This window comes from Enterobacter sp. E14S, assembly GCF_055666685.1.
The window spans coordinates 736,027-761,234 of the sequence record NZ_JBVODQ010000001.1; the positions used below are offsets into that span (position 1 = coordinate 736,027).

Consider the following 25,208-nt stretch of genomic DNA (forward strand, 5'->3'; position numbering starts at 1 on the left):
CTTCCATCTCATTAGCTACATTGAATTACTGCCCGGCCACGAATTCCTCCACTCAGAAGTTTTTCAGCCACATTTATAGCGTCACTGAGCGGGTAAATGGTGGTAAGGCTATCCAGTCGGGACTCTGGTAAATACTGTACCGCTTGTTGCCAGATCGCTGTTCTTTTCTCTTTCGCGAACATGACACTGTCAATCCCTTTCAGCGTGACAGCACGCAGAATAAACGGAGCCACATTGCCCATCAATTCCATCCCCTGAGCCATGCCGCAGGCTGCAACAATACTGCCATACCGCACCCCGGCGCAGGCATTGCAGAGTGTGTGGCTACCGACTGTATCAATGGCGGCAGCCCAGCGTTCTTTTTGTAACGGTTTTCCAGGGGAGGCAAGCTCGGAACGATTAATAATCTCCTCTACACCGACCGTTTTATAAAGCCAGGCAGCTTCTTCAGGTCGACCAGTAGACGCGGTCACGCGGTAATCCATCGACGCCAGGATCATGGCCGCAATGCTCCCGACACCTCCACTGGCACCAGTAACTAGTACCTGACCATCTTCAGGCTTAATACCATGATTCAGTAGTGCGTCGACACACAGCATCGCGGTAAAACCTGCTGTTCCGATTGCCATTACGTGTTTGCTGTTTGAGCCAGCCGGCAGCGGCGTCAGCCAGTCTCCTTTTACCCGTGCTTTTTCAGACAGTCCACCCCAGTGTTTTTCCCCTACACCCCAGCCTGTCAGGAGAACCTTATCTCCGGGCTGATATTCCGGATGTGAACTGGCGGACACCGTACCGGCAAAGTCAATGCCTGGCACCATTGGGAAGTGCCGGACGATTGGGCCACGGCCCGTAATGGCCAGCGCGTCTTTGTAGTTGATGGAGGAATATTCAATATTTACCTCAACATCCCCCTGCGGCAGCTCACTTTCAGCAATTTCAACAAGTTGCGCACTATAGCGTTCATCTGCTTTGTTTATTAATAAAGATTTAAACACTTTCACCTCGTCTTTTTGGCGTTTACCGTTCAGTTATTAAGTCATGTACAAATAATATTGACCGATCGTCTAATAATCAACACTACTATCCTGATGTTTTGCCAGCAATCAAGAATTATTATTTATTTCATGAACATAAAACGGTCTATCTTGATCAGCATCAAGCTGGATTCAGATTGATCTGGTACAGATGGGAAAATGAGCATCTCTTAAATATACATAGCTAATGCTTCAGGAGACGGCTGATGATGAGATAAAGCAACTGAGCTTCAATGAGTTTGCCCACACCGGACCTTCCGTCTGTCAGAAGACCGTTTCGTGCCAAAAGCTGAACTTATCTCTCAGGATCCACCTGTCCATCCATTAGTATGTACTGCGCTGCTTTACGCGCGTGTTGATCAATCAAAGGAACAAGCCGAGTGAAATGCTCACTGGCGCAATGTGCATCGAGTGCCGCCCGGTCAGGCCATTCCTCAATGAAAATAAAATGCCCCGGATCCTTTTCATCTCGATACAAATCATAAGCAATACATAGAGGCTCTCGTTTCGTTGTCGCAATGAGCTCACGGTATAAAGGGAGGACGGTTTCAACGCATTCGGGTTTGATAAAATCTTCGGCAATGACCTTTAGCATGCGAATTCCTTTAGAAAAATGGCTAGGGTTTTGATGGATAATGCCAGCATGAAGGGCTATTTCAAAAAGAATGTTCGCTCCTCGCTCATAACGAACCATTTCCTCACTATGCCCTGCCATCGGCTTTCATCCGCTGATATTTAGCTTTCAAAAGCTCTGCCGGTGTCGGCCCCTTCGGCGATACCGGCGCGGCCAACGCCCGCCGTACAGGCGGAATCGGCTTACCGGCCAGCACGCGCTTTTCCCACATATCCAGAATATCGCTGGCTTCACGCTCGAGTTCATTATGGCTTAGTTGGCCATCGGTTCCGCGGCGCCTCAGTTCGAGACAAATGTGGTAGTAAATCGGCTTAGGCCACGGATACTGCTCACTGCTCGGGTACCGAAACACCAGCTTACGCCACTTCCAGTACTCAGCCATCACGTCAGCAGTGGTGATCCCCAGCACGCATCGCCCTTCCCTGCACCACTTGATGAACTGGCCAGGCGACGGCAGGAACGGACGCTCCTGACGGCGTACCACTCGCATTCCGGCTTCAACCTGCTCCAGAGTGGTGATCCCGTTTTCTTTGAACGCCAGCACCCACTGTCGGCGGATCTCATTCACGTCTTCCTGGCTTCGATTAACCAGGCTTGCCGGGAACGCGGCGGCCAGCTGTACGAATAGCCCGTTGATAATCTGAGCCACCTGCTGCGTTTGCTCGCGCTCGGTATACTGCTCAGGCAGGTTGTGCGCCACACGGCGAGCCTGTTCCCGGTCAAAATTGCGAATGCTCTCGGCAAGATTTTTCATTCCAGCACTCCGTCAATCCAGTCGGTGTTATGCAGGTCGATGCCGCTCCGGGAAGGTTTTACCGCTCCGGTTGCGCGCAGCCGTTTGGTGGTGAGCTGATCCCACTGCTTGCGCAGACTCGAAGGGCTCAGGATGTTGTCTTTCCAAAACTCGTCGCGGTTGGCCCACTGGAACAGGTCACAGATTTCGTAGTGAGAACGCTTGTCCTGGACGCGCATCAGCCTGATGGTGTTTGCCCATTCAGCCCAGTTGGGTTCGGATAGCGATGCGTTGACGGTGAGAAGCCTGTCGTAAATCCAGCGAGCGGCCTTGAGGTCGTCAGCGGATCCCCATGATTTACCTGCCGGAGTGTATATCCCGGCGGCAGCTTCTGGATGGCGTGAGAGAAACTTTTGAGTTTCCTGGTTTCGGGATTCGTCAGAATTCCGAGACGAGGATATTTTAATATTGTTCTTGTTATAGTCTTGGGTGTCTACCGTTTCCGGGAAGGTTTTTCCCGTTTTCGGTAACACTTTTCCCGATTTCGGGAAGACTTTTCCCGTTTTCGGTTTGTCTAAAATCCAGGCAGAAAGATCAGTATTTATACCGACCGTTTTCATCACGCCCTGCTTCTGACTGAAGATAATTTTGCGTTCTGCGAGCGATTTGAGCGCATCAGAGACATGCGAGTCACTCAGCCCTGTAAGCTCGGCAATCACCGTGTTCGTAACGCGGTCCTGTTTCTTGTTCCAGCCGTAGGTAAGCCAGATCACCGCTTCAAAACACTGCCACTCCCGGCCTGATAATCTCAGGCGCGGTTTGAGCTGTTGGATCTCGTTTGCGACCTTGGTATACCCATTCGACAGGTCGGCCATACGACCTCCCGGTTGTTCGGTTCTGTGGGGGAAATTGATAATTTCAGCTGTGTTTGACATACTTAGCTCCGCAATTACACTCCGTTTTTGCACCTGAAAGCCGTTGGTGTTCGAGCACCGCGGCTTTCGCCTTTTCTGAAGTCTTCACACTGCCCCCAGCATGGTTGTGACCATCGCCAGCAGCGGCGCCGTAAGGTCCGGATCGACACGGAACATTTCAAAAATCCCCTCGCCTAACTCCTTCAACTTTTCCTTCTTCGGTGCATCGAGCATCAGAGCTTGCTTCGCCTCACTCACCTCTTTTTCCAACCTTGCCATGCGATACGCGAACGAGTCGTTCTTTACGACACGGTCGCGGTATCGAAGCGGTAATACAGACATGATCGCAGGCACCAGTTGTTCGACGTTTCTCCGGTACGAAGCAGAGTCTTCTTTGTTATCCAGCCAGCGGAACAGCTTAACGTTCCACACATCGGCCTGGCCTGAGAAATCAACGCCATCAAGTTGAAGTTCTTCCGCCGCCTCTTGGATTTGAAGCGCAACAGCTACGCGTCCTTCTGCCGCTGCCCAGGCTCGGACCGCTGAGCAGATATCACGAGGATCTATATCCTGCGTTGCCGGTTCGCTTTGATGACACGGGAATATCAGTGGATTAGAGGAAGCTCTGTTACTTTGTTGGAATGAAACAGTCTGCATTGTTAAGGCTCCTGTTTAGGTAAACCATCTGTGGGGTTTGGGTAGAGATCGGGGCGCAGTTCGTGGGGAGTTACGCCTGTAACTCGAAAAATAGGAAGCACACGGGCTTGAGGTACCCTACCTCGATTTCGATTCTTCCAATGACTTACATTCATCACGCTAGTTGATAAGAGCTCCGCCAATTTTGTTGCGCTTCCAGCGATATCTATAGCTTTATCCAAAGGACTCATAACTTTCTCCGAGAGTTGAAGTTAGAAAATTAAACATATTGTTTAGTTGAATGTCAACATTATGATTGTTGAGCTTATAAACATTTGGTTTAGAATCTTGTTATGAAAGAAAAAACTCATCAGATTGATCATCCGCAGGTACAACGACTCAATGAAATAATTGAGCGTAAAGGCATTTCTAAAGCCGATATGGCTAGGATCTGTGGAGTAAGCGCACAATCAGTGAATAACTGGTTTGTACGTGGGACGATTGGCAAAAGTTCTGCAATCAAATTGGCAGACGCACTTGGGGTAAGCCTTTCTTGGGTTTTAGGACAAGACGTTGGAGAAAAGGACGGCCTTAAAGCGGACGAACAACGCTTGCTGGAACTGTATCGTCAGTTGCCAGAAGAAGAACAGCAGAACATGCTTCGTATTTTCGCACTTAGACTAAAAGAACTGGATGAACTTTATGATAAGTACATGAAAGGTCGTTTTCGCAATCAAGATGAATAATAATATTTTACCTATACCACACTAAAATTTATAACTTTTGAGTTTTACTAATGTTTCGAGCATCAATAAAAGTCATAGTTAACGGATAGTATATTTTATAGAACATATTAAGGCTTCAGGCATTTTAAACATAAATTTGATTGGTGCCTTAAACGAATTAAGACTTCCTGATTAAAAAGGATATCGGCATGCCTGAAAAAATATTCAATTTCAAAAGTTATCCTATAGTTTTCATTGGTTCTGGTGTTTCAAAAAGATATCTGCAAAATTACCCCACGTGGGAAGAATTGTTACTTGAATACTGGAAGCAGACAAATCCGGATGTTGATTTTTATAATTACCTGTTAGGTATCAAAGAAAAATATAAACAAACAACTGACAACGAATCTGATTTAAACCATAAAATATACACCGAAGCGGCAACAAAAATAGAGAATGATTTCAATAAAATGTTCACCGAAAACACCTTGCAAGTCAGAGATTTAGATGCTAGGCGTGTTTTCACTGAAAACATTTCCCCTTTTAAGTTTTCAATATGTCAGAGATTTTCAGAAACCAATCTAAAAAAAGAAATAAACAAAGAAGAACTTGAGTCCTTTAAACTTCTTCTTAAAAAAGCAAAAATGATCATTACAACTAATTATGACGCATTTATTGAGGAACTTCTTTTAGAGCAAAATGTAACTCCAAAATTGTACATCGGGAACAATGGATTTTTCGAAGATACAGTTGGTTGGAGTGAATTATATAAAATTCATGGCGATATAAAAGAACCTCGGTCGATAATAATAAATTCTGAAGACTATCAAAAGTATGATGATAAAGCTATTTTAATTAGCGCCAAAATTCTTTCTAACATGATTAAAAATCCAATTTTATTTATTGGATATTCATTAACTGACAGAAATGTCAAAAAATTACTATCGGACTTCTCATCTCAATTACCCAAAGAAGATGGAAGAAAGTCAGCCGAGAGAATAATATTAATTCAGTATAAACCAGATGAATTAGAAATCGTATCAAAACAAATAACAGATCAGCAATTACAAGTTACATATACTTCAGTTGAAACAGACAATTATAAAAAAATTTATGATGAAATAAGCACTGTTAATGAGGGGCTCTCTCCTTATGACGTATTGAGATATCAGAGAGCCATAAAAACACTAATTGTCAACGAAGGCGAGAAAGGGAATTTACATAGTTTGCTTGTTTCACTTGCTGATCTTGATAAATTAGAAGATAGCGTTAAGCAAGGAAAGAACCTTGTAGTAGCGCTTGGTGATAAAAAGTATGTATTTACTCATATAAAAGAGCTTAATTATCTTGAAGACTATATTTTCCAGAGAAATGAGATATCTAATAAGCTTGCTATAGAATTCATTACTGGTTCAACAAGTACCTTACGCCTACCTTTCTCAAAATTAATTTCATCTTGCAATATCAATGAGTTAGGCTTGTCAGCCAAATTAATTACTAAATTAAATCAAAGAATTGAACGACATGGTAAACTCGACGACTTAATTACTTCTACATCTCTGGATAAAGTGAATGCCGCGAAAGAGTTTAAGCATATCGCAGACATCAAAAGCGCAGGATTAAGTAAACAAAAAGAAATTTTTGTTTTAATCAAAAATATTAAGCACCTTCCCAAAGAAGAAGTTGATAAATATGTTAAGGAAGAGGCATTTCCACAGTTTAGAGATTGTGATGCCGAATTGCTCAAAACCGACCTTAGAAAATTATTCCTTGCGTACGATTTATTAATAAACGGTGATATTGAACGTGTTTAATTTATGTGGCCCTGATCATTATTGGATGAAGGGCCATAATTTATTAACTAAATAATAATTCAGACTATATTCTTAAGAAGTATTTACATCAAGTCGTTGTTCTATAATCTCCAGAAGGAGAATTTTAGCTATTTAATTGGGTTTTAAAAACCTTCGTTATCATGCTCCATTGTCTCTCCCTTCCCCATCTCTTACATGCAGGTAGACCAACCTAGTTATCAGAACAGCCCTATCAATTTTCGATCTTTTTACACGACATCCACCCTAAACATCACAAGTAAACATTTAGTTTATTCAAAAATACTCATTTTGTTGACACGGCATTAAACTTTGTGTTTAATCAAAATACCAAGACGCACTACGTTCCACCAAGGCATGGAGCCCACGAAGTAGCCGCCGACGGCATACGAATAGTCGGATGAGGTGGAGACATTAACGCGCATCAGGTGTAAATGTTCCGCTGGCCGGCGATAAGGCAAACGAGGGTGAGAATGATTGATTTCGCACGCAAACCAGGACGGCAGCAGGCCGTAAAGCTGAACTTCTTCGAGGTGATTCTTCGCCGCCTGTGCTACCTGCTGGCGCAAAAGGGGAATCCAGATGTGTAACTCAACGAAATGCGGGTACTGCGGCAAGCCGGTTAAACCGGGGGAAGTAGTCAAAAGTACCCTTCTCTATTGCAACGGCGCACAGCTGGCGCGCAAAGATAAAGAATACTGCTCTGAACGTTGTGCTTCGTACGACCAGATGGCCCACGAGGCATAACGTAAAAGCCGCGCAAGGCGGCCCGTACGTCCGGTGCTCCCGACCAAAGTTACACCGGAAAACTACTTAAAAAACCAAAGTTCACCCAATGGGCGCTATCTCTGGCCCGGGGATCTTACATCCAAAAAAGAGGATCTCACATGGAATTTTTCTATGTAGTGAAGGCTACGCAGAAATCTGGCAAAGAAGACGCAGTGATTTGGTTCACTGCTAAATCAGAAGCCCGTGCCAACCTGCAGCTCGATGTCGAGCTGGAAGATGCAGGTATTGAAACCGGCCGCGGTAAGGATTACTCAAAACCGGTTCGCACCGATTTCCCTGTTTACAACGATCTGCCTGAAGAAAGCACCGTGGATTACACCTGGTGCAAACGCTACGAACTGCAGGACGATGGACGCACCTGGCTGCCAAAGGCTGGTGCTGAGTCGACTGGTGACGTGGACAGCACTGCCGCACCGGAGACGACCGTTAATGTCGAAACTACCGTCGAAAGTGTCCCGCTTGAAAACCGCACTCCAGCGGTCCGTTTTGCCGTCCATCTGACCAGCGACAAATACCTGTCACACATCACTAAAGAGCAGCAGCTGGCTGCCAGCGAAATGTCACTGGATGAAGGCAACACCTATCTCCAGAACCTGCTGCTGGCGAAGAACGACATCCCTGAAATTGCCGAACTCAGCCTGAACGCTGAGTGGAAACTCGTTCAGGCGATAAAGCAGGTCTTCGCGCAAGATGAAACGCACGAAGCTGAAGTTATCGCTGCATTCATGGCTGACTGGGCGAGAGCAGATGTCAGCGATCGCAATCAGTTAATTGAAGAGTGGAGAAGCGGAAAGCTTTCTCTTCTCAAATCAGAAAGCACCAGCGACACCGATGTTACAGCCGTTCAGGTTCCAGAACCTGAAAACGGTATTCAGATTGACGAGAATGATGACGAAACCACTCGTTATCCAGTCGTTCGTATGCCCTTCCGCAAGCAGCTACTCGCCCAGTTCACCGCCGACGAACTGCGCCACCACTTAACCCGCGAAGAATACGAAAGTATCAGCGCGCTGGAAATGGATACTGACAACAGCTATGTCCAGAACCTGCTGCTGGCGGCAGAAAACTGCGAAGAGGTTAAGGGTTACGATACCAAAGACCTGTGGCGCTACACCGACGCCATTCGCAAGGTGTTCAGCCAGGAGAAGCGTCACGAACTCGCTTTGGTTCTCCAATTCACCAGAATCTGGGCGGTGACTGATTATATCGATCGAGGCATTCTCGTTCGCGAATGGGCTACCGGTAATCGCATCAGTAATGTTAAGCGCACTGATTCTGGGACCAATGCAGACGGTGGCTATGTAACGGATCGCGGCGAAGGCGCGCATCACACTCTGGACACCCTCGATCTTGAGATCGCATGCGCCCTACTGCCTATGGATTTCCATCACTTTGAAATCCCCTCAAGCGTGTTACGACGCGCCAAAGAAATCGTGGCTAAGAAAGAAGAACCATGGAAGTCATGGAGCGCAATCTTACGCAATCAACCAGGCATACTGGCGGTGAACCGTGCGGCAATCTTCAATCTGATCCGCATCGCGCCAGAAAACATCCACCACACGCCAGCGGCTCATCTTGAGTTTGTGAATAAAACCATAACGGCTGAGTTTAACTCTGCTGTGGAGTTACTGCCGTTGTCTGCAGCGGCAGCTGAGACCGTAGCCCAAGTTGAACAACCGAAGGTTGCAAATCTCGGCAGCGGCATGTTCTCCATCGATGGTCTTATGGGTGGAAATACCGATCCGGTCATCAACACCACCTCAAATGAAGTCGAAAAAACGGAAAACGCAACGGAGACCACCAGCGATGTGCAGATGGAAACGGCTAAGCCAGAGAAAGACGAAGATGTTGGTTCGGTACCACCGAGCGAAAGCACTGATGCAGCTAATTCGCAGACAGATTCCGTAACGTTGGAAGAACAGCAAGCAGAACCGGTAATTGAGTACCCGGCTTATTTCGAGCCTGGCCGCTACGAAGGCCTTCCGAATGACGTTTATCACGCAGCAAACGGTATTAGCTCAACCCAGGTGAAAGATGCCCGCGTCAGCCTGATGTACTTCAACGCACGCCATGTGGCTAAAACTATCCCGCGCACAGCATCTAAAGTGCTGGATATGGGAAATCTGGTGCATGCCCTTGCACTGCAGCCGGAGAACCTCGAAGCAGAGTTCAGCATAGAACCTGCGATCCCTGAAGGTGCGTTTACGACCACCGCAACTCTGCGTGAGTTCATCGATGCGTACAACGCCAGTCTGCCGGCGCTGCTAAGCGCTGACGAGATTAAAGCGTTACTTGAAGAACATAACGTGTCCCTTCCCGCTCCAGTGCCGCTTGGCGCCAGCCTGGAAGAAACGGCTCAAAGCTATATGGCTCTCCCTGCTGAGTACCAGCGTATTGAAGAAGGCCAGAAGCAGACAGCAACAGCAATGAAGGCATGCATTAAAGAGTACAACGCGACTCTGCCCCTGCCGGTTAAAACCAGCGGCAGCCGTGATGCGCTACTCGAGCAATTAGCGATCATCAATCCAGATCTGGTGGCGCAGGAAGCGCAGAAACCGACACCGCTGAAAGTGTCCGGTACCAAAGCAGACATGATCCAGGCAGTTAAATCAGTTAAGCCCGATGCCATATTCGCCGACGAACTACTGGATGCCTGGCGCGACAACCCTGGCGAAAAGATTCTGGTTACCCGCCAGCAGCTGGCCACAGCGCGTGCAATTCAGTCTGCACTCCTGGCGCACCCGACCGCCGGCATGCTGCTGACACATCCAAGCCGCGCCGTTGAAGTGAGCTACTTCGGTTTTGACGACGAAACAGGTTTAGAAGTGCGTGTACGCCCTGACCTCGAGATTGAACTGGACGGCGTGCGCATCGGTGCTGACCTGAAAACCATCAGCATGTGGAATGTGAAGCAAGAAAGCCTACGCGCCAGACTGCACCGGGAAATAATTGACCGGGACTACCACCTCAGTGCGGCTATGTATTGCGAGACCGCGGCGCTGGACCAGTTCTTCTGGATTTTCGTCAACAAAGACGAGAACTACCACTGGATCGCCATCATTGAGGCATCCACCGAACTGCTGGAACTGGGCATGCTCGAGTACCGCAAAACGATGCGCGCCATTGCCACAGGTTTCGACACGGGCGAATGGCCAGCGCCGATCACTACCGATTACACCGATGAACTGAACGACTTCGACCTGCGCCGCCTCGAAGCGCTGCGCGCTCAGGCTTAAGGGGGATTTATGCATAACACAAACGTTACCGTTGCTGACCAGAACACCGTTATTAACTCTAATGTGGCTCTGTTTGATTCCCAGTATCTGAATGCAATCAGCACGTTTGCGCAGATCATGGCGCAGGGCACCGCTACAGTTCCTAAGCATCTGCAGGGCAATCAGGCCGACTGCATGGCTGTCGCGATGCAAGCGGCACAGTGGCAGATGAATCCCTTTGCCGTAGCGCAGAAAACGCACCTGATTAACGGTGTGCTCGGGTATGAAGCGCAGCTGGTTAATGCCGTAATTTCACGCAGCGGCGTGCTGGCCAGTCGTTTTGAATATGAGTGGTTTGGGCCATGGGAAAAGGTCGTTGGAAAATTCCACATCCGTAAAAGCGATAAAGGCGAGTACCGCGTCCCGGGCTGGACCCTCGCTGACGAAGCCGGGATTGGCATCATTATCAGCGCAACCCTGAAAGGCGAGGATAAACCGAGAGAACTCGATTTACTGCTGGCTCAGGCCAGAACCCGAAACTCTACCCTATGGGCTGACGACCCTCGCCAGCAGCTGGCGTACTTGGCCGTCAAACGCTGGGCGAGACTGTTCTGCCCGGATGTAATTCTGGGCGTTTACACCCCGGATGAGCTCGATGATCGCCGTGAAGAACGAGAGGTAAACCCCGCACCAGCGCAGCACGTTAGCCTCGCTGATATTTCAGGTGACAACGTCACTACTACTCAAACGGCTCATGAATCGGCACAAAACATCGATGCTCTAGCTGATGATTTCCGCGACCGCATCGAGGCGGCTCAGGATGTGGATAGCGCTAAAGCTCTGCGCGCAGATATTGAAACCGTGAAAGCAACGCTGGGTTCTGCCCTGTTCACTGAGCTGAAAAACAAGGCCGTGAAGCGTTATTACCTGGTTGATGCACGGAACAAAGTCGAAGCAGCCATCAATTCCTTGCCACCTTCAGATGAACCCGATGCAGCTGCGCGGTTCGCAGAGGTAGAGCGCGTTCTTGCGTCGTCTAAACGTCATCTGGGCGATGAATTGCATGGTCAGTTCAGCATCACTCTGGCGGATATGAAACCGGAATACGTGGACTAACGAGATCGGGAGGGGAAACCCTCCCTCAAGGAGAAGAAATGCGACTGATTAATCGAGGCAGTAAGCAATCCCCTTTGGCTCGCCAGGCATGTGAAATCGCACTCGCAGCCCACCAGCAAAGATATGGTGACTATGGGCGCAGCAATATGAAAGAGACCTATACGGTGAAAGTGGAAGGCGTGAAGGTCTGGGTTGAAGTGGTCAACTGCAAGGCAAGCTACGTGGCCACAGCAATGACCGGCATGCGCCGACTGCGCTCCCTGCCCGGCCAGGCAAACTGAAACTGAAATATCAACGACTACAGACCGGCATATCTATACTCATGCCGGTTACCTGAGGTGAACTATGTCGCAGGTAATTTTTAACGAAGAATGGGTTGTTGGCGCAAGACTCACAGAAAAAACAGGCCTGACCGAACGACAGATTGAGAAGTATCGCCAGGGCTGTTGGGTGGAAGGTGTCCATTTTAAACGGGTTTCTCCTTCCGGAGAAAAAACCTTGCGTGGCACAACCTGGTACAACTATCCGAGAATTAATCAGTTAATAAGGGATGCGTAAGATGGCAGCTTTGCCTACAGGTGTCGAAATCAGAAACAATAAGATTTGTATCTGGTTTATGTACCGGGGAAAGCGTTGCCGAGAAATCCTCAAAGGTTGGATTAACACCCCGGCGAACATCAAAAAAGCGGGGAATCTTCGGGCTGTGATCGTTAGTGAGATCAACCTTGGAGAGTTTGATTACCACCAGCGCTTTCCTTCATCGTCCAGAGCAAAAAAAACCGTAACCACTGTTTCAGTTCAAACCTTTTCAGAGCTGTGCGAACTGTGGACGAGCATTAAAGAAACCGAAATTAGCGCGAATACCATGCGTAAGACGCGCTCACAACTCGGTACGTTAATGCACATCATTAACGGAGATACGCCTGTTTCAACTATACGCCACAGCGACATTCTTAAATACAGAAAGGAGCTGTTGAACGGTGAGACACTTTACCTGGCAAATCCCAGAAGTAACAAACAGGGACGCACTGTGCGTACCGTGAACAACTATATATCGCTTCTGTGCTCCCTTCTTCGGTTTGCACACAAATCTGGCTTTATCAGTGGCAAACCCTTTGAAGGGATCAAGAAACTACACAAAGGGAAAGTAAAACCGGATCCTTTAACGAAGCAGGAGTTTAGTTTGCTTGCGGAATCGGAGCGTGGCCAAAGCCTCAATATGTGGACGTTCGCAGTTTATACTGGTGTCCGTCATGGAGAGCTTGCAGCTCTTGCCTGGGAAGATATCGACTGGGAAAAAGGTACGGCTCATATACAGCGTAACCTTAATGCGCTAGGAATGTTCGTCCCACCCAAAACCGATGCAGGTGATCGAGTTATCACGCTATTAGAGCCAGCACTAGAGGCCTTGAAGGCACAGCGAACGCTGACTTCGTTACAGCCCAAAACCGAGATTGTGTTTCATCACCGAGAGTATGGTGCGATGGAATATCAGAACCTGCGGTTTGTTTTCATGCCCAGGATGCGCAAGGGCATACAGAAGGCCTACTACTCTTTATCGAGTATCGGCTCCAGATTTAACGCAGCTGTAAAACGTGCTGGTATTCGCCGCCGGAATCCGTACCATACGCGGCATACTTTTGCCTGCTGGCTTTTATCTGCCGGCGCTAACCCGTCTTTCATAGCCAGCCAGATGGGGCATGAAAACGCGCAAATGGTTTATGAAGTCTACGGTGCGTGGATTGAAGAAATGAATGGCGAACAGGTGCTGATGCTTAACGATAAGCTGGCACGCTGAAAAATTTTTGCCCCTATTATGCCCCTATTGGCTCCGAAGGTAGTAATAAATGCAAGAAAATCAAGAAATTAACAAAAAAGAGCAATACAACCTGAATAAACTGCAAAAGCGACTGCGCCGTAACGTGGGCGAAGCCATTGCAGACTTCAACATGATTGAAGAAGGTGACCGCATCATGGTCTGCCTGTCAGGGGGTAAAGACAGCTATACCATGCTGGAGATCCTGCGTAATCTTCAGCAAAGCGCACCGGTGAAATTTTCCCTGGTGGCGGTCAACCTTGACCAGAAACAGCCGGGCTTCCCGGAGCATATTCTGCCGGAATACCTCGAGAAGCTGGGCGTTGAGTACAAAATCGTCGAAGAAAATACCTACGGCATTGTGAAAGAGAAAATCCCGGAAGGGAAAACCACCTGCTCACTCTGCTCTCGTCTGCGCCGCGGCATTCTGTATCGTACCGCGACGGAGCTGGGCGCGACCAAAATTGCGCTGGGCCATCACCGCGACGATATCCTGCAAACGCTGTTCCTCAATATGTTCTACGGCGGCAAGATGAAAGGCATGCCGCCTAAGCTGATGAGCGATGACGGCAAGCACATTGTGATCCGCCCTCTCGCCTACTGCCGCGAAAAAGACATTGAGCGTTTTTCTCAGGCTAAAGGTTTCCCGATCATTCCATGTAACCTGTGCGGCTCTCAGCCGAACCTGCAGCGTCAGGTAATTGGCGACATGCTGCGCGACTGGGATAAGCGTTATCCGGGGCGTATCGAAACCATGTTCAGCGCGATGCAAAACGTCGTCCCTTCCCATCTCGCGGATGTGGAGCTATTCGACTTTAAAGGCATCAACCACGAGTCAGAAGTTGTGAACGGCGGGGACCTGGCGTTTGATCGGGAAGATATTCCGATGCAACCAGCGGGCTGGCAGCCGGAAGAAGATGACAATCAGTTTGAAGAGCTGCGTCTGAACGTGCTTGAAGTGAAGTAAGCGATTAGCGTCTCAGAAACATCTTCTGAGACGCTTCATTCTTTATTTCAGCAGACGTACGCGACAGGTTTTGCCCTTAATTTTCCCGTTTTGCAGCTGCTTCCATGCCTTATGGGCAACCGCCTGGCGAACCGCTACGTAGACATGCGCCGGATGGACCGTAATCTTGCCGATATCCGCCCCGTCCAGACCCACATCCCCGGTCAGCGCCCCTAATACGTCACCTGGACGCATCTTGGCTTTTTTACCGCCATCAATGCACAGCGTCGCCATTTCAGCCTCCAGCGGCACAAGGCTGACGCTGGCCGGTGCATTCATCCAGTTCAGCTTAATCTGCAGCATCTCAGAGAGAATATTGGCGCGCTGCGCCTCTTCCGGTGCGCAGAAGCTGATCGCCAGACCGCTGTTTCCCGCGCGCGCGGTACGACCAATACGGTGCACGTGCACTTCAGGGTCCCACGCCAGCTCAAAGTTAACCACCAGCTCAAGAGATTTAATGTCCAGACCGCGCGCAGCGACGTCGGTTGCGACAAGAACGCGGGCGCTGCCGTTAGCGAAGCGGACCAGCGTCTGATCGCGATCGCGCTGTTCCAGATCGCCATGCAGAGACAATGCGCTCTGACCGGCGGCATTCAGGGCGTCACAGACCGACTGACAGTCTTTTTTGGTATTACAGAACACCACGCAGGACGCAGGCTGATGCTGGCTCAGCAGTTTCTGCAGTAGCGAAATTTTCCCCTGCTGCGAGGTTTCAAAGAACTGCTGCTCGATAGCAGGCAGCGCATCTACGCTGTCGATTTCAATGGTGAGCGGATTTTTCTGCACGCGCCCGCTGATGGCGGCGATGGCCTCCGGCCAGGTCGCGGAGAACAGCAGCGTCTGACGATCGGCCGGGGCGAAACGGATCACCTCGTCAATCGCATCGCTGAAGCCCATATCCAGCATCCTGTCTGCCTCGTCCATCACCAGCGTTTGTAACGCATCCAGCGAGACGGTGCCTTTTTGCAGGTGATCCAGCAGGCGGCCGGGGGTGGCGACGATAATGTGCGGCGCATGCTGAAGTGAATCACGCTGCGCGCCGAACGGCTGTCCGCCACAGAGGGTTAAAATCTTGGTGTTTGGCAGGAAACGCGCCAGGCGACGCAGTTCACCCGCGACCTGGTCTGCCAGTTCGCGGGTCGGGCACAGCACCAGAGACTGGGTCTGAAAAAGCGCCGCATCGATATGCTGCAACAGGCCAAGGCCAAATGCCGCCGTTTTCCCGCTGCCCGTTTTCGCCTGCACGCGCACGTCACGGCCCTCAAGAATGGCGGGCAACGCGGCCGCCTGAACAGGCGTCATCGTGAGGTAACCCAACTCGTTGAGGTTATCGAGCTGGGCGGCGGGCAGAACATTCAGGGTAGAAAAAGCGGTCACAGTAGTCTCTCGTGGTCATCTTTGCGGTCAGATGGCGCGTATCCTCGCAGATCTCGCGGTTTGATGCGACAATTTAATCGGTTCTTCATCTGGCGGCGGGTCGGGCATCGGCTGCGGGCGCGGAATGGGATCGGGCATTGGCACCGGATCGCTGGGGATAGGATCGGATTGACGCGATTGTTGCAGTAGCAGAGCGTTCAGGATGCTCATCATTCCCTCCAGAATTTGCTTTCGTCCCTTTTAGGGTAGACGCTGAGAATCAGGAGGCAAAAAAAAGCCGACTATGAAGTCGGCGTCGTACGAATCAATTGTGCTATGCAGTAATTCAAAAAAGGAAGTAAGACAATATGGAGCGCAACGCCCATCGCTTGACGTTGCATTCACCTGCGGGACTAATATTGCACCTTACGGGGTAGATGTTTATTGACTTCGCTCAATTAAAAGAGCGTTTTGATCCCGTTGAAAGCTGAAAAAAAGCGTAAATTTACAGCCATTTACTACGATGCAACCACCATGCAACACCACCAATCAAAACAACTAACATCACGCAAAACGCGGTAAAGCCGTAGCGATAAGCGCCACCCGGAATTCCCCCCAGGTTCACGCCAAACAGCCCGGTAAGAAACGTGCTGGGTAAAAACACCATCGCCATCAGGGACATCGTATAGGTTCTTCTCGCCAGAGACTCCTGCATCACCTGCGCGATTTCGTCCGCCATCACCGCCGTTCTGGCAATACAGGAATCAATCTCGTCCAGCCCGCGCCCCAGCCTGTCGGCAATATCCTGCATTCTGCGCCGCTGATCGTCATTCATCCAGGCGAGCCTTTCGCTCGCAAGACGCGCGTAAACGTCGCGCTGCGGGGTCATGTAGCGGCGCATCACAATCAACTGCTTACGCAACAGGGCGAGAAAACCGCGCGGCGGGATCTGCTGATCGAGCAGGTTATCTTCCAGGTCGATGATTTTATCGTGCAGCTCTTCAATAAACTCGCTCGCATGATCGGTTAGGGCGTCACAGACGTCCACCAGCCAGCTGCCGCAGTCGACCGGCCCGGTGCCTTCTTTCAGATCGTTGACGATGTCATCCAGAGCCAGAACTTTTCGCTGCCGGGTCGACACAATGAGCCCATCGTCCATGTAGACACGCATCGCAACGAGCTGATCCGGGCGTTCATCCGTACTGCCGTTAATGCAGCGCAGGGTGATTAGCGTCCCGTCACCCATTCGACTCACGCGGGGCCGCAGGCTTTCACCCGCCAGAGCATCGCGCACGTTATTGGGCAAGAGCGGAGTCGAGGCCAGCCAGTCAGCGCTGTCCGGATGGGTGTAGTTCAGATGTAGCCAGCAGGGATGCGCACTATCGATCGCATCATTATCTTCCAGCGGTCGCGCACCGCCGCGACCGTCCAGCACCCACGCAAAAACTGCGTCTGGAACGTTAAGTTCCGATCCTTTAATGCTTTCCACAGCGCCTCCACCTTTTTAGCTCTTCGGTGTCAGTCTAGCTTTCATCAGGTGTTAAGCAACAACTATGTATCCCATCGCGCTGAAATCGCTCAGGAATTGTACATACCAGGCAGAGGCGTAAAAAAAGCCTGGCATGCCAGGCTTTGAGGTGCTGTCAGAGCGAGTGCTCGGGCCGCTGCAGGAAGGATGGCGAGCCGCCAGGTGATGAGGACAAGGATGACCGATCGAGCCTGAAATTACGCGTTCGGGTCTGCAGCTCAATCACCTGATTACGCAGTACATCAGACGAACCGTTGAGTTCCTCTGCCATTGCCACGTTACTTTGCGTAACCCGCTCCAGCTCCGATAGCGCCAGGGTAATCTGAGAAATGCCTTTCTCCTGCTCTGAGGTTGACGCGGAAATGTCGTCCATTAAGCGGCTGACATTCCCCGACCCCGTCACGATTTCATGCATGTTTTTCTCTGCCTGTGACACAACGCTGGCTCCCTGCGTAACGTTACTGCTGGTGACTTCAATCAGCGTTTTGATATTCTTCGCGGCCTCTGCGCTGCGGTGTGCCAGGTTTCTTACCTCTTCCGCGACCACAGAAAACCCCTTGCCATGATCGCCCGCCCTTGCCGCCTCAACGGCCGCGTTGAGCGCCAGGATATTCGTCTGGAACGCAATGCCGTCAATGAGCGAAATAATCTCCGTCATCTGCTGCGCGCATTCGGTAATGGACTGCATATTGCTGGCGACCTGCCCCATGAGCTCGCCGCCCTTGCGCGCCTGTAACGTCGCCACATTTGCCTGCTCGCTCGCCAGGCGAGTGTTATCGGCATTGTTTTTGGTGCTCGCGGCCATTTGCTCCATGCTGGCTGCGGTTTGCACCAAAGACGCTGACTGCTGCTCGGTTTTCACCGATAGCTGAGCGCTACGTGCCGAAAGTTGGTCCGATAAGGTCATGGCGGTTTGCGATGACGCCCTGATCTCACGCACCAGCGTCGCAATATTGCCGGAAAGGCTGTTTATGCCGGGGATGAGTCGGCCCGCGCAGTTATTGCCAAATTCAGGGATAGATACGCCAAGGTTGCCTGCGGTCACCTCTTCAATACTTCTCTTCACCGTATTGATCGGCGTCACAAGATACTTCGTCATATAGACCCAGAGCAAAAATAGCGCAACGAAATTGATGACATTAAGAGAAATAAAGAGAGACATATTGCTGGAAAATAGAACAACGACACCTGCACTTACCAAAAAAAGAGAGAAAAGGAACCCGATAATAAAGGTCCTGACACTAATATTTTTTAGCATGATAATACCCACGTTTTATATTTTGGTCGGCACTTAGACTTATAGCATTGGCCCGGAAGTTTTTCATCGCAAACAACGCTTGTTTTTTGTTTCGCCGTTAGCATCCTGAGATTTGTCTTAAGTCAGATAAAAAAAGCGTATTAGTGAAAATGTTCTGCTCAGCATGCTGTGATACTGGTTTCCCGCCATCTTAAGCTATAGTATCGCCCGCGGTGAGACGACACGATCGCCTTCATATTTAAGGAGCTTTGCTACTGTTATTCGTTCTTGTTTAGCAACGCTTAATATATTAACCAGAGAATATATTTTATATTCTTAATAAGTTTTAGAGTATTAATATGACTGGTCATTTTTCACGATAAATAACTAATATGGTTTGAATGCGCATGTTCGTTGCCCAATAAAGATGTACCCGGCAGGCGAAATCGGTAACCCTCTCAGGCGTGGGATTGCATAATGCTCAATATATCGTGGGACCCTGTGTTAATCGCTATCTCTTATCTGGTGGCGTTTATCGCCTCCTTTGTGGCGCTGGACAGCGCCGGAAAGATCCCCCTCTCTAGCCGAAAGGCTGCCCTGTTCTGGCGCATTGCCGGTGGAGTTACGCTGGGCATTGGCATTTGGTCAATGCACTTTATCGGCATGCTGTCGATGCAAATGCCCATGATGATGAGCTACGACCTCTGGTTAACCCTTGCGTCACTGGGCGTCGCGGTGGTCGCATCGGCTACGGCACTTAATATTGCCGTCGCGGGCAAAAAACTTTCTCCCTTTCGACTGATCTTTGCCACGGCAATCCTGAGCGCTGGCGTGGTGTCGATGCACTACATCGGTATGGCGGCCCTGATGCTGGATGGCAGCATCATCTGGGATCGCAGCCTCGTGGGGTTGTCCGTGGTTATTGCGGTTGTTGCCTCCGGCACGGCGCTGTGGCTGGCTTTCCGCCTGCGGGATAAACACAAAGGCGTCTTTATCAATCGCATTCTCGCGGCCTTCGTCATGGGTGCCGCCATTTGTGCGATGCACTATACCGGCATGAGTGCCGCGCAGTTTCAGGAAATGGCGCATACCCTCCCGGGCGGGATCGGCGAGCTGGGGTTATCCATCTGGGTTTCGGTCACCACGCTCTGCCTGCTCGGCGTGATGTTAATCATCTCACTTATCGATTCCCACCGGCGCACCAGCCGGCTAACGGATAATCTGCATCAGCTCAACCGCCAGCTTGAACTACAGGCGCGTTTTGACGCGCTCACCGGGCTCGCAAACCGCCACCAGATGGATCTCCGCATGCAGGATTGTCTGCGCAGCGCGCTGCTGAGCAAGAAGCCCTTTGCGGTTATTTTCCTGGATGTCGATCACTTCAAACGCGTTAACGATACGTGGGGTCACAGCGTCGGTGATGAGCTATTGATCGCGGTCGCGCAGCGCATCACGGCCCGGCTCACGCGTGAGATGACCCTGGCAAGGCTGGGAGGCGACGCCTTTATCCTGCTGGTGCCGGAATGTGACGACGACAGGCTCAACGCCCTGGTCACCGCGTTGCTCGAGGATGTGCGACGCCCTCTGTCTGTCTGCGGGCACACGTTAAGCACGACGATCAGCGCGGGCGTCAGCCTCTATCCTCAGGACGGCGAAACGCTGCACGAGCTGAAGCTCAAGGCGGATGCAGCCCTACATCGCGTCAAGGAAGATGGCCGTAACGGCTGGGCGATTTACCGGGCCGAGATGTCAACAGCGATCCCGGCGAAACCCGGTTTCCTGCAGGAGCTTTCTCAGGCGCTTGAGCGCGATCAGTTTGAACTGTGGTACCAGCCAACCTGGCATGCGGGAGAGAAAACCATTCACGGTTTTGAAGCCCTTCTGCGCTGGCGGCATCCTGAGCAAGGGGTTGTGCTGCCTAATCTGTTTATCCCCTCGCTGGAGCAAACGGGCTTAATTATTCCGGTAGGTAACTGGGCCATTGAAGCAGCATGCCGACAGCTTCATTTCTGGACAGAGCAAGGTTTCAGCCAGTGGACGCTGTCGCTCAACCTATCCCCCATCCAGTTTGAACAGCCGGACATTTTCCAGATCGTCTCGTCGATGCTGGAAAAATATAGCCTGTCTCCGTCCCGGCTGATCCTGGAGGTAACGGAAAGCACCGCGCTTAAAAATCTCGACCGCAGCATTGAGTTGCTCAATGCGTTTAATCACGCGGGGATCGTCGTCTCGATTGATGATTTTGGGACGGGCTATTCCAACCTGCTGATGCTGAGCGTGCTTCCGGCAAAAGAACTTAAGATCGACAGAAGCTTTGTCACGTCGATGCTGGAAAATGAAAAAAGCTACAAGCTGGTTGAAACCATTATCAGTATTGCCCGGACCATGGAGATGAATGTGGTGGCAGAAGGGATCGAGACGGAAGAACAGCAGGCGGTTCTCACCCGTCTCGGCTGCGATTACCTGCAGGGTTACCTTTTCTCCCGGCCCTTACCTGCCGAACAGGTACCGTGGCTACTGCTGCAGATAAATTCAGACAAACAGATTATACCCATTAATAAAATTCAAACGGACCCCGCATTTATTTCTCAAAAAAATCATGCCTGACGGGGTTAAGTGGAGTATGTTTCAAGGGAGTACACGCGAGTCAATTCTGTCATGATTGTCAGGCACATGTTGTCGATGAACAGGAAACGCCTATGTCGCAACCTTGTTTTGATGCGTTAAATGTAATTAAAACACCCGTGTGGCTCGTTTCACCCGTGTCGGAAAAGATCATTTTTGCGAATGTGGCCGCAGCGCAGATCATGGGGGATAAAACGCTCGATGACCTGCGCAAAGGGATCTACTCTGCCAGTGCGCAAACCGTCCTGTCGATGTATGTATCTGAACTGAAAACAGAGCAGGAGATCGTCGAAATCTGGACAACGAGCCGGGATGGACAGGATACGCCGTTAAGCTGTCGCCTCTCGCTTGCCCACTACGCGCCCTGGGGAGATGTGATTGTTTTCGAGGGCATCTCCCAACATATACTCTCAGGATTGAAGGCCAGCCGTTCCGCTACCTACCGGCGGAAAAAACAGGGTTTTTATGCGCGCTTTTTTCTGACCAACAGCGCCCCGATGCTGCTAATCGATCCGGCCCGCGACGGCCAAATCGTCGATGCGAATCTGGCCGCACTCAATTTTTATGGTTATTCACACGATGACATGTGCAGTAAGCATACCTGGGAAATCAATACCCTGGGGCGAGATGTGATGCCCATTATGACTGCGATTGCCGCGCTGCCCGGCGGTCATAAGCCGCTCAATTTTGTTCACCGTCTTGCCGATGGATCCACCCGCCACGTTCAGACGTATGCCGGGCCCATTGAGATCTACGGTGACAAGCTGATGCTGTGCATCATCCACGATATCACCGAGCAAAAAAGGCTGGAGCAGGAGCTGGAACATGCGGCGTTACGTGACTCCATGACGGGATTACTCAACCGGCGCCAGTTCTACGCAATTACCGATCAAAGCAATCTGAATAAACTTCCCGCGCAGCAGCAATTTAGCCTGCTGCTGGTGGATACCGACCATTTCAAAAACATTAATGACCTGTTCGGCCATCTGAAAGGCGATGAGGTACTTATCGCCCTTTCCCGGACGCTGGAAGCCTGTAGTCGGGAGGGCGATATGGTCTTCCGCTGGGGAGGCGAAGAGTTCGTTATCCTGCTGCCTCGCACCTCTCTCGACACCGCGATGCAGATTGCCGAGTCAGTCCGCGCAGCCGTTGCCCGCATTACGATCCCGGGCCTGCCGCGGTTTACCGTCAGCATCGGCGTGGCGCGGCACAATCAGGGAGAGAGTATTGACGAGCTGTTTAAGCGTGTGGACGATGCGCTGTATCGCGCTAAAAATGACGGACGCAATAAAGTGCTTGCGGCATGAAACTGGAGTATCCGGAAAAGCCCCGCTACAATGCCCACCTCGAATCAATTAGCTTCAGGTGGGTAAAAGCCGCAATGGGAAAAACAGAAATAATACTCACCTTAATTATTTTACTCCTTATTATATTTGGCTTCTGGTTTATATTTAGCGGTGAGATCTGGTATCTCGTTGAGTTTCTTGAAAATAGCCTTTACCCGACCTTTGACGCACCGTAACGCACGTTTAATCGCTTGTTTCACCTACCGAATATGTCAGGTATCTGCTTCCCTTACAGCCGCGTAAAATACGCGGCGTTATCCTCCAACAACGTTGATAACGAATCACTTATTCATTTGCTTATGTTGCCCGTGCTCTGACGGGCTTTTTTATTTCCGGCAATTCAGCCACGCCAGGCTATATCTTAATCATCTTTATTGATAGAGGTGAGGAAGATGAGCAAGAAGATCCTGATGCTGGTTGGCGATTACGCCGAAGATTACGAAACCATGGTGCCTTTTCAGGCGTTGCAGATGATTGGTCATCAGGTGGATGCGGTCTGCCCCGACAAACCGAAAGGCGACTACATCATGACGGCAATCCATGACTTTGACGGCGCCCAGACCTACAGCGAAAAGCCCGGTCACCGCTTTACCCTCAACGCCGATTTTTCAACCGTAAAGGAGCAGGACTACGACGCGCTGCTCATCCCCGGCGGGAGAGCCCCCGAGTATCTGCGGCTAAATGAGGACGTCTTAAAGCTGGTACAGGCATTTGACGCCGCGCGTAAGCCGATTGCCGCGGTGTGCCACGGACCACAGCTGCTTGCTGCCGCGGGGATTCTGAAAGGACGAACCTGTAGCGCCTACCCGGCCTGCGCGCCTGAAGTCCGTCTCAGCGGCGGACACTACGCCGCTATCGGCATCGATCAGGCCCATGTAGACGGTAACCTGGTGACGGCTCCCGCCTGGCCCGCGCATCCGCAGTGGCTGGCGAAGTTTAATGCGCTGTTAGAATAACAGAGACCAGGTATCGGGCCACGCATAGCGAATGAAGCGGTACAGCGTTTTGCAGACCTGGCGCGAGTAATGCGCCAGGTCTCATAAAACATCAGTGCTTCTCGATATACATCGTCCGGCTATACGCCACGTCTTCCGGGTTATTGATGGGGTAGCCTTTCACCCAGGGCTTAATCAGGCGACCATTGGTGTACTGGTAAATGGGCGCGATGGGCGCTTTCTCCATAAGGATTTTCTCCGCCATGTTGTAGTCGGTATTACGCGCTTTCGCCGTGGTTTCCAGCGTCGCCTGGTGGATAATTTTATCGTAGGCCGGCTCATTGAAACGCGAGATATTGCCGCTGTGGGTGGAGGTCAGCAGGGACAGGAAGGTCGAGGGCTCATTGTAATCGCCTACCCATGACGCGCGGATCACATCAAAATTGCCGGTATTACGGCTGTCGATATAGGTTTTCCACTCCTGGTTTTGCAGTTTGACGTCCACACCGAGATTTTTCTTCCACATGGACGCCACCGCAATGGCGATTTTCTGATGGTTTTCCGAGGTGTTGTACAGCAGGGTCAACTTCAGCGGACGCTGCGGGCCGTAACCTGCGGCCTGGAGCAACGTTTTCGCCTGAGCGTTCAGCTCCTGCTGGGACATCTGCTCGAACGGTGAAGGTTCAGGGGTGAACCCCGCCGTCACGTCAGGGGTGAAATGCCAGGCCGGCTTCTCGCCTGTACCTAATACCTTTTCTGCCATAATGCGGCGATCGATAGTCATGCTCAGCGCAAGACGCACCCGGGCATCGGCCGTAGGACCCTTTTGCGTGTTAAATGCGTAGTAATAGGTCCCGAGCTGAGGCGGCGTATACACCTGTCCCGGAATGTCCTTCAGGAGCTTCTGATACATGTTTTTCGGGAATGATTCGGTGATATCAATATCCCCCGCCAGATAACGCTTAGTGGCGGACGATTCCTGATTAATCGGAATGAAGGTCACTTTTTGCAGGACAGTTTTCGCGTTGTCCCAGTAGTGCGTATTCGGCACGACAACCAGTTTTTCATTCACCACGCGGTCGTTCAGAACGTACGCGCCGTTACCCACCAGAGCACCCGGACGCGTCCACTCTTTGCCGCTTTCAACGTTCGCTTTTTGCACCGGATAGAAGGCAAAGTTCGCCGTCAGGTTGCTAAACCACGGGAGCGGTTTGTCCAGCTGGACGCGTAAGGTTCTGGCATCCACCGCCGTCACGCCCAGGGTATCTGGCGCCGCTTTGCCATCAATAATGGCCTGCGCGTTGTTGATGCCCGCCAGTGCCGCAAACCAGGCAAACGGAGACGTGATTTTCGGGTCAACCAGACGCTGCCAGCTGTAGACAAAATCCTGCGCGGTAACGGGCGTACCGTCAGACCATTTCGCGTTATCGCGCAGGGTGAACGTCCAGATACGGTTATCGTTGCTCTGCCAGCGCGTCGCCACGCCGGGGGTCAGCTCCCCTTTCTCGTTCTGATTTACCAGCCCTTCGAAAAGATCGCGAATCACCTGAATCTCGGGTAATCCCACCGCTTTTGCCGGATCGAGCGAAGCCGGCTCGTCTTTAATATGCCTGACCAGCTCCTGTTTTTGCGCCAGTACCGTGCCCTGGGGCACATCAGCAGCGTACGAGAGTGTAGAGAGTCCGCACAGGTACAGTGCAGCGCAAAGACGCGAAACAGGATGCTTCATAA

The 25,208-nt window shown here is 50.8% G+C and carries 24 protein-coding genes and 1 pseudogene; 14 read left to right on the plus strand and 11 right to left on the minus strand.

Going from position 1 to position 25,208, the window contains the following annotated elements:
- Positions 1-11: 11 nt before the first annotated feature.
- The 6 genes from acuI to ACZ6J2_RS03575 all read right to left on the minus strand — a co-directional run bounded on the left by acuI (position 12) and on the right by ACZ6J2_RS03575 (position 4,202).
- Positions 12-995 carry an acrylyl-CoA reductase (NADPH) gene (acuI, locus tag ACZ6J2_RS03550; protein WP_047651450.1) on the minus strand — a complete coding sequence of 328 codons (984 nt, stop codon included), beginning with the start codon at positions 993-995 and terminating at the stop codon, positions 12-14.
- Positions 996-1,329: 334 nt separating this feature from the next.
- Positions 1,330-1,629 carry a putative quinol monooxygenase gene (locus ACZ6J2_RS03555; RefSeq protein ID WP_047651449.1) on the minus strand — a complete coding sequence of 100 codons (300 nt, stop codon included), beginning with the start codon at positions 1,627-1,629 and terminating at the stop codon, positions 1,330-1,332.
- A 106-nt stretch (positions 1,630-1,735) separates the two neighbouring features.
- Positions 1,736-2,422: a replication protein P gene (locus ACZ6J2_RS03560; protein WP_471724820.1), complete on the minus strand. Its 687-nt coding sequence runs from the start codon at positions 2,420-2,422 to the stop codon at positions 1,736-1,738.
- Positions 2,419-3,336 carry a replication protein gene (locus tag ACZ6J2_RS03565; RefSeq protein ID WP_471724822.1) on the minus strand — a complete coding sequence of 306 codons (918 nt, stop codon included), beginning with the start codon at positions 3,334-3,336 and terminating at the stop codon, positions 2,419-2,421. Before ACZ6J2_RS03565 ends, ACZ6J2_RS03560 begins: the two co-directional genes overlap by 4 nt.
- 84 nt (positions 3,337-3,420) lie before the next feature.
- Positions 3,421-3,972 (minus strand): toxin YdaT family protein, encoded by a 552-nt coding sequence (locus tag ACZ6J2_RS03570; RefSeq protein WP_317555021.1) that lies wholly within the window; start codon positions 3,970-3,972, stop codon positions 3,421-3,423.
- Between the two features lie 2 nt (positions 3,973-3,974).
- Entirely contained in the window at positions 3,975-4,202 is a 228-nt protein-coding gene (locus tag ACZ6J2_RS03575; RefSeq protein ID WP_127675341.1) for a transcriptional regulator, read from the minus strand.
- Between the two features lie 102 nt (positions 4,203-4,304).
- On the opposite strand from ACZ6J2_RS03575, the gene ACZ6J2_RS03580 reads away from it, so the two are divergent.
- From ACZ6J2_RS03580 to ttcA, 10 genes and pseudogenes are all read left to right on the plus strand, one after another.
- Positions 4,305-4,697: a helix-turn-helix domain-containing protein gene (locus tag ACZ6J2_RS03580; protein ID WP_020882491.1), complete on the plus strand. Its 393-nt coding sequence runs from the start codon at positions 4,305-4,307 to the stop codon at positions 4,695-4,697.
- 188 nt (positions 4,698-4,885) lie between these two features.
- Positions 4,886-6,490: an SIR2 family protein gene (locus tag ACZ6J2_RS03585; RefSeq protein ID WP_471724825.1), complete on the plus strand. Its 1,605-nt coding sequence runs from the start codon at positions 4,886-4,888 to the stop codon at positions 6,488-6,490.
- A 455-nt stretch (positions 6,491-6,945) separates the two neighbouring features.
- A pseudogene (locus ACZ6J2_RS03590) lies at positions 6,946-7,098 on the plus strand (hypothetical protein); the annotation flags it as partial.
- Entirely contained in the window at positions 7,091-7,255 is a 165-nt protein-coding gene (locus ACZ6J2_RS03595) for a YdaE family protein (protein ID WP_074171917.1), read from the plus strand. The pseudogene ACZ6J2_RS03590 and the gene ACZ6J2_RS03595, both read left to right, overlap by 8 nt.
- A gap of 140 nt (positions 7,256-7,395) precedes the next feature.
- Entirely contained in the window at positions 7,396-10,533 is a 3,138-nt protein-coding gene (locus ACZ6J2_RS03600) for a RecE family exodeoxyribonuclease (RefSeq protein WP_471724827.1), read from the plus strand.
- 9 nt (positions 10,534-10,542) lie between these two features.
- Positions 10,543-11,628, plus strand: coding sequence for a RecT family recombinase (locus tag ACZ6J2_RS03605; protein ID WP_049138228.1), 1,086 nt, complete (start codon positions 10,543-10,545; stop codon positions 11,626-11,628).
- Positions 11,629-11,666: 38 nt separating this feature from the next.
- Positions 11,667-11,909 (plus strand): DUF4060 family protein, encoded by a 243-nt coding sequence (locus tag ACZ6J2_RS03610; RefSeq protein ID WP_126328689.1) that lies wholly within the window; start codon positions 11,667-11,669, stop codon positions 11,907-11,909.
- 64 nt (positions 11,910-11,973) lie between these two features.
- Positions 11,974-12,186 (plus strand): excisionase family protein, encoded by a 213-nt coding sequence (gene xisR, locus ACZ6J2_RS03615; protein ID WP_014884030.1) that lies wholly within the window; start codon positions 11,974-11,976, stop codon positions 12,184-12,186.
- A 1-nt stretch (position 12,187) separates the two neighbouring features.
- Positions 12,188-13,426 (plus strand): site-specific integrase, encoded by a 1,239-nt coding sequence (locus ACZ6J2_RS03620; RefSeq protein ID WP_063149584.1) that lies wholly within the window; start codon positions 12,188-12,190, stop codon positions 13,424-13,426.
- Between the two features lie 49 nt (positions 13,427-13,475).
- On the plus strand, positions 13,476-14,411 hold the full coding sequence (gene ttcA / locus ACZ6J2_RS03625) for a tRNA 2-thiocytidine(32) synthetase TtcA (protein WP_023312015.1): 936 nt from the start codon (positions 13,476-13,478) through the stop codon (positions 14,409-14,411).
- Between the two features lie 42 nt (positions 14,412-14,453).
- Here the strand turns inward: ttcA and dbpA are convergent, their stop codons facing one another.
- From dbpA to ACZ6J2_RS03645, 4 genes are all read right to left on the minus strand, one after another.
- Positions 14,454-15,827 (minus strand): ATP-dependent RNA helicase DbpA, encoded by a 1,374-nt coding sequence (gene dbpA, locus ACZ6J2_RS03630; RefSeq protein WP_471724830.1) that lies wholly within the window; start codon positions 15,825-15,827, stop codon positions 14,454-14,456.
- 27 nt (positions 15,828-15,854) lie between these two features.
- A complete protein-coding gene (gene ynaL / locus ACZ6J2_RS03635) occupies positions 15,855-16,037 on the minus strand; it encodes a proline-rich small protein YnaL (RefSeq protein ID WP_471725065.1) in 183 nt (60 codons plus the stop codon).
- 274 nt (positions 16,038-16,311) lie between these two features.
- Positions 16,312-17,295: a zinc transporter ZntB gene (gene zntB, locus ACZ6J2_RS03640; RefSeq protein ID WP_023312017.1), complete on the minus strand. Its 984-nt coding sequence runs from the start codon at positions 17,293-17,295 to the stop codon at positions 16,312-16,314.
- A 154-nt stretch (positions 17,296-17,449) separates the two neighbouring features.
- Positions 17,450-18,592, minus strand: coding sequence for a methyl-accepting chemotaxis protein (locus ACZ6J2_RS03645; RefSeq protein WP_471725067.1), 1,143 nt, complete (start codon positions 18,590-18,592; stop codon positions 17,450-17,452).
- Between the two features lie 456 nt (positions 18,593-19,048).
- On the opposite strand from ACZ6J2_RS03645, the gene ACZ6J2_RS03650 reads away from it, so the two are divergent.
- The 4 genes from ACZ6J2_RS03650 to ACZ6J2_RS03665 all read left to right on the plus strand — a co-directional run bounded on the left by ACZ6J2_RS03650 (position 19,049) and on the right by ACZ6J2_RS03665 (position 23,498).
- Positions 19,049-21,178, plus strand: a complete 2,130-nt coding sequence (locus ACZ6J2_RS03650; protein WP_471724832.1) for a putative bifunctional diguanylate cyclase/phosphodiesterase — start codon at positions 19,049-19,051, stop codon at positions 21,176-21,178.
- A 92-nt stretch (positions 21,179-21,270) separates the two neighbouring features.
- On the plus strand, positions 21,271-22,503 hold the full coding sequence (locus tag ACZ6J2_RS03655; protein ID WP_471724834.1) for a sensor domain-containing diguanylate cyclase: 1,233 nt from the start codon (positions 21,271-21,273) through the stop codon (positions 22,501-22,503).
- Positions 22,504-22,577: 74 nt separating this feature from the next.
- Positions 22,578-22,718 (plus strand): Ecr family regulatory small membrane protein, encoded by a 141-nt coding sequence (locus tag ACZ6J2_RS03660; protein WP_021240268.1) that lies wholly within the window; start codon positions 22,578-22,580, stop codon positions 22,716-22,718.
- Between the two features lie 216 nt (positions 22,719-22,934).
- Entirely contained in the window at positions 22,935-23,498 is a 564-nt protein-coding gene (locus tag ACZ6J2_RS03665) for a DJ-1/PfpI family protein (protein WP_045889288.1), read from the plus strand.
- A 91-nt stretch (positions 23,499-23,589) separates the two neighbouring features.
- Here ACZ6J2_RS03665 and ACZ6J2_RS03670 read toward each other — a convergent pair whose 3' ends face one another.
- The gene (locus ACZ6J2_RS03670; RefSeq protein WP_471724836.1) at positions 23,590-25,206 is read right to left on the minus strand and encodes a peptide ABC transporter substrate-binding protein; all 1,617 of its coding nucleotides are present in this window, start codon (positions 25,204-25,206) and stop codon (positions 23,590-23,592) included.
- Positions 25,207-25,208 lie beyond the last annotated feature (2 nt).